The following is a 5,465-nucleotide window of genomic DNA, read 5'->3' as shown; positions in this document are numbered from 1 at the left end:
AGCTTATTTCTGAAAGGAGGATTAAATACAAGTAAATATTTAACGGTAACTGCTTCAGGGGGCATAAAAAGAAAACAAAAAGCATATTATTTATTAGGAGGAAAAAAATGAAAAAAATATTAGCATTACTCATGGTACTAACACTTGTTCTATCACTTGCAGCGTGTGGTGAAAAAACACCAACTGAAGAAACATATGGTGAAACAGCAACTGAAACAGAAGTTACAGAAGGTATGGACACTGAGACGTCAACAGGTGAGGATGTTACAGTTGGATTTATCTATGTCGGACCAATTGGTGACGGTGGATGGACATATGCCCATGATCAAGGTCGTTTGTTCTTAGAAGAGGAACTGGGTGTTAAAACCATTTACAAAGAATCCGTTCCAGAAACTCAAGACGTTGAACAAGAGATGCGTAACATGATAGACCAAGGTGCAACCATTATATTTGCAACCAGCTTCGGATATATGGATTTTATGGAAAAACTATCCGGTGATTTTCCGGAAGTTGCTTTTATGCATTGTTCAGGTTATAAAACAACCGACAATATGGCAAATTATTTCGGAAGAATTTACCAGGCAAGATATTTATCCGGTATTGTTGCAGGTATGAAAACCGAAACCAATAAAATCGGTTATGTAGCTGCTTTCCCAATTCCAGAAGTAATTCGTGGTATCAATGCATTTACACTAGGAGCACAATCTGTTAATCCGGATGTAGAAGTAGAAGTTGTTTGGACATCTACATGGTATGATCCTGCTAAAGAAAAAGAGGCAGCGATTGCAATGTTAGATAACGGAGCAGATGTTATAGCTCAACATCAAGATACAGCAGGACCGCAACAAGCAGCTGAAGAACGTGGCGTATGGTCAGTTGGTTACAACACAGACATGAGTGCAATGGCACCAAAAGCATATATGACAGCGCCTGTTTGGAACTGGGGACCTTATTATGTAGAGCAAGTTCAAGCAGTTATTGATGGTACTTTCGCTTCTCACGCTTACTGGGGCGGTATGGAGGATGGTATTGTAGCACTTGCACCCTTAACTGAGAATGCACCAGAAGGCGCTCAGGAAGCAGTAGATGCTGCAACCGCTCAAATTCTTGACGGATCTGAACTTGTATTTGATGGTCCTTTGACCAATCAAGCTGGTGAAGTTATTGTTGCAGAAGGTGCGGCTATGACAGACGGCGAAATGCTAAACATGATGTGGTTTGTTGATGGTGTTATTGGTAATGTTGAATAGAGTGGTTTAGGTGTAAAAACTTAGTTTTGACCTTGTACCATAAAATATTAAGTCATTAAAGGAGTTTGCCATGAAGGATCAAGTTTTTGTAAAAATGGAAAACATATGCAAAACCTTTGGTACAGTTAAGGCAAATGATCATATTAATTTTGAAGTGAATAAAGGTGAAATACATGCGTTACTCGGTGAAAATGGCGCAGGTAAGAGCACATTAATGAACATGCTGTCAGGTATCTATAAACCTGACAGCGGTTCTATTTATATTCACAACACGCCTACAAAAATCGGTAGTCCCAAAGAATCCATTGAAAAAGGCATTGGTATGATTCATCAGCATTATAAACTGGTCGAGGTTCAAACAGCAAAAGAGAATGTTATTATGGGCCAAAAAGGGTCCTTTTTTTTACATCGCAAGAAATTATCAAAGGATCTTAAGGAAATCATCGACCAATTTGGTTTGACGGTCAATCCTGATCAGAAGATCTACGATATGTCCATTGGTGAAAAGCAAGCTGTTGAAATCTTGAAAGTACTCTACAGAGGTGCGGATATATTGATTATGGATGAACCGACTGCGGTTTTGACACCTCAAGAAACGAAAAAACTATTTAAAATCATGAAAAATATGGCAAAAGAAGGATGTGCCATTATCATTATTACCCACAAGCTGAATGAAGTTATGGAAATATCAGATAAAGTTACAGTCCTTAGAAAAGGAACGACAGTTGGCACGCTTATTACCAAAGAGACAACGCCTAGAGCGCTTACTGACTTGATGGTAGGTAAGTCGGTCAATCTATCAATCGAACGTCCTTTGGTAAAGAGAGGCAATCGATTGCTTAAAGTGGATAAATTAAATGCCATAGATCAAGAACATGTTAAAGTACTTAAAGACATTTCATTTGAGCTTTATGAAGGCGAGATTCTAGGTGTCGCCGGTGTGTCCGGTAGCGGGCAGAAAGAATTATGTGAAGCCATAGCCGGTTTATATCCGGTTCATTCCGGTGAAATTATTTATAAGGAAGAAAGTCTCATTGGTAAATCCCCAAGAAGTATTATAAAGAAGGGGATTAGTATGAGTTTTATACCGGAAGATCGCTTGGGTATGGGACTTGTTGCTTCTATGGATATGGTGGATAATTATCTCTTGAAAGAACATCATAATCAAAAAGGTATCATGATTAAGAGAAAACCAATAGAAGGTATCTGTGAGAAAATGATAGAAACCCTAGAAATAAAAACACCAGGCGTACATCATCCGGTTAAACAATTATCCGGCGGCAACATTCAAAAAGTACTAATCGGACGTGAAATTGATACCAATCCCAATGTTCTAATTACGGCCTATGCTGTTCGGGGTCTAGATATAGGCGCAACCCATACGATCTATGATCTGGTCAATGAACAGAAGAAAAAAAATGTTGGTGTTTTGTTCATTGGTGAGGACTTGGATGTTCTTCTAGAGCTATGTGATAGAATTATGGTGATTTGCCAAGGTGAGGTAACCGGTATCGTATATGCTGAACGGACAACAAGAGAAGAAGTAGGACTTATGATGGCAGGCGAACGTTTAGAAGGGTTGGTGATGGCACAATGAGAATGGTAAAGAGAACAGATATGACCAGTAAGAAGGCAGCCGTCATACGCATTCTTTCAATAATATTCGCATTCTTACTAACGTCTATTTTTATTGGTGCCCTTGGTCACAATCCGATGAATGTTTACTTATCTATGGTAGAAGGTGCTTTTGGTTCGGCTCATAGAATCCGTGATACCTTAACCATAACCATACCTTTGGTGGTTACATCTATTGGTATCATGATTGCGTTCAAGATGAAATTCTGGAATATCGGTGCAGAAGGGCAAATTATTGTAGGCGCTTTAGCTGCCAGTTATTTAGCGCTTAACTATAACCATTTACCTAAGATGGTACTGTTACCGGCTATGTTTCTAGCTGGTTTTATAGGTGGTGGCTTGTGGGCACTTATTCCGGCATTTTTCAAAGTTCAATTTGGCACAAATGAGACGATTTTTACACTGATGATGAACTATGTTGCTTTAAAGTGGGTTACTTATCTTCAGTACGGTCCATGGAAAGATCCCGGTTCTTTAGGATTTCCTAAGATTGCCAATTTTATGGATTCAGCCATTATGCCAAAGCTTTTTGGTGTACACATCGGATGGGTGATAGCTATTTTTTTAGTCATCATTATAGCCATCATGATGAATTACTCAAAAGCAGGTTATGAGATTGCTGTGGTGGGAGAAAGCATGGATACAGCAAAATATGCCGGTATGAATGTGAAAAAGGTTATCCTATCGGCGTTATTCATTAGTGGCGGTATTGCAGGTATTGTCGGTATGATGCAAGCCTCAGCGGTGAATCAAACCTTGTCAACGCAAGTTGCCGCCGGCTATGGTTATACGGCTATTATTACGGCATGGTTATCCGGGCTTAAAGCTGTGATTATCATACCAGTTTCCCTTCTTTTTGCAATCATGATTAAAGGTGGTAGTTTTATTCAAACAGCTTATCAGATTCCCCAATCGGCAGCAGGTATTTTGCAAAGTGTAATTTTATTCTTTGTAATTGGCAGTGAGTTTTTTATTCAGTATAAGTTGGTAAGAAATTCCGTCATGGAAAAGGAGGTGGCGTAAATGACATCCTTTTTATTTGCTATGATTATTGCAGGTACGCCTTTGCTCTTTGCCACACTGGGTGAAATGCTTACAGAAAAATCAGGCAACCTAAACTTAGGTGTAGAAGGTATGATGCTTATAGGTGCGGTCGCAGGATTTGGGATGGGTTTTTATACAGGAAGTGGGATTATAGCTATACTCGGTGCAGCAGTTGCGGGCGCTCTTGGAGCACTTATATATGCTTTTCTTACTGTAAGTTTAAGAGCCAATCAAGTTGTTTCAGGGTTGGCATTAACCATATTTGGAACGGGCATTGCCAGTTTTGTAGGCACGTTATTTATTGGTCAAAAAATGCCGGATAGAGTCATTGATTCTTTTGCTAAGGTAAAGATACCTTTATTAAGTGATTTGCCCTTTATTGGACCGATTTTATTTCGACATGATTATTTTGTATATATCGGATATATAATGGCCATCTGCTTGGGCATATATTTTTATAAGACTCGATTCGGTTTGAACTTAATTGCTATTAGTGAGAACCCAAGTGCAGCAGATGCATCCGGTATACATGTCAATCTATACAAGTATATACATATCTTATTTGGCGGTGCTCTTTGTGGCATGGCAGGTGCCTATTTATCAGTTGTTGATGTGCCACAATGGCAAGATAACATTACAGCCGGAAGAGGATGGATTGCTATTGCTTTAGTTATTTTTGTGAAGTGGAATCCTATAATGGCTTTATTTGGTGCCTATCTGTTTGGAGGGTTAAGCATTATTGGATTTAGATTGCAGCATCTTAGTATTTCTCAGAATCTACTGGATGTTCTGCCATACGCAGTTACGATCATTGTATTGATTCTTAGTTCTATTAGAAAGTCTAAAGAAGATGCACCGCCAAAAGGACTTGGTGTACCCTATTTTAGAGAAGATCGCTAAAGGAATTTGGATTGCATATTTATATAAGCTATGATATAGTACCAAGGTGAGTAAGCTAGACGGTCGCGCTTAGAGCAATCTAGGCGAGGAAAGTCCGAGCTCCATAGGGCAGGGTGCCAGTTAACGGCTGGTGGAGGCGACTCTAAGGATAGTGCAACAGAAATAAACCGCCATGTTTCATTACATGGTAAGGATGGAAAGGTGAGGTAAGAGCTCACCGCTTTCTTGGTAACAAGAGAGGCATATGTAAACCCCACTCGGTGCAAGACATTAAAGTGTGATGGCGGCCCGCTTAGCACTTGGTTAGTCGCTTGAGCTTATTGGTGACAATAAGACTAGACAGATGACCGTTCAAGACAGAACTCGGCTTATCGGCTTGCTCACTTCTAAAGAAGACTCTTATAGGGTCTTTTTTTGATTTATAGCTTGTAGAGAGGTCCTATAAAAACCCTTACATAGTCTGTATGATTACGGTCTCCAGTTGGTGCTTCCTGCACCAAAAGTCGACGGTCAGCATCCATGCTGACTTACTCCATTCATACACACTATTTCAGGAACTTCATAGTCGATGTTGATATTAATAAAGGTTATGATAACCCTGCTTTTTTTCTATGAAACAGAGGGTGAAGATGCTAT

General features: G+C 39.6%; 4 protein-coding genes and 1 other RNA gene. All 5 read left to right on the top strand.

Annotation, left to right across the window (positions count from 1 at the left end):
* Window positions 1–107 precede the first annotated feature (107 nt).
* The 5 genes from P0N36_RS14435 to rnpB all read left to right on the top strand — a co-directional run bounded on the left by P0N36_RS14435 (window position 108) and on the right by rnpB (window position 5,216).
* Window positions 108–1,250 (top strand): BMP family ABC transporter substrate-binding protein, encoded by a 1,143-nt coding sequence (locus P0N36_RS14435; RefSeq protein ID WP_275843566.1) that lies wholly within the window; start codon window positions 108–110, stop codon window positions 1,248–1,250.
* Window positions 1,251–1,320: 70 nt separating this feature from the next.
* Window positions 1,321–2,847, top strand: coding sequence for an ABC transporter ATP-binding protein (locus tag P0N36_RS14430; RefSeq protein ID WP_275843565.1), 1,527 nt, complete (start codon window positions 1,321–1,323; stop codon window positions 2,845–2,847).
* Window positions 2,844–3,908, top strand: coding sequence for an ABC transporter permease (locus P0N36_RS14425; protein ID WP_275843564.1), 1,065 nt, complete (start codon window positions 2,844–2,846; stop codon window positions 3,906–3,908). The genes P0N36_RS14430 and P0N36_RS14425 overlap by 4 nt, the downstream gene beginning before the upstream one ends.
* On the top strand, window positions 3,909–4,829 hold the full coding sequence (locus P0N36_RS14420) for an ABC transporter permease (RefSeq protein ID WP_275843563.1): 921 nt from the start codon (window positions 3,909–3,911) through the stop codon (window positions 4,827–4,829).
* 47 nt (window positions 4,830–4,876) lie between these two features.
* Window positions 4,877–5,216: RNase P RNA component class A (gene rnpB, locus P0N36_RS14415), an RNA gene on the top strand.
* Window positions 5,217–5,465 lie beyond the last annotated feature (249 nt).

Source organism: Petrocella sp. FN5, from assembly GCF_029210395.1.
Taxonomy (GTDB): Bacteria; Bacillota; Clostridia; order Lachnospirales; family Vallitaleaceae; genus Petrocella.
This window is presented reverse-complemented; position numbering and strand designations above follow the sequence as displayed.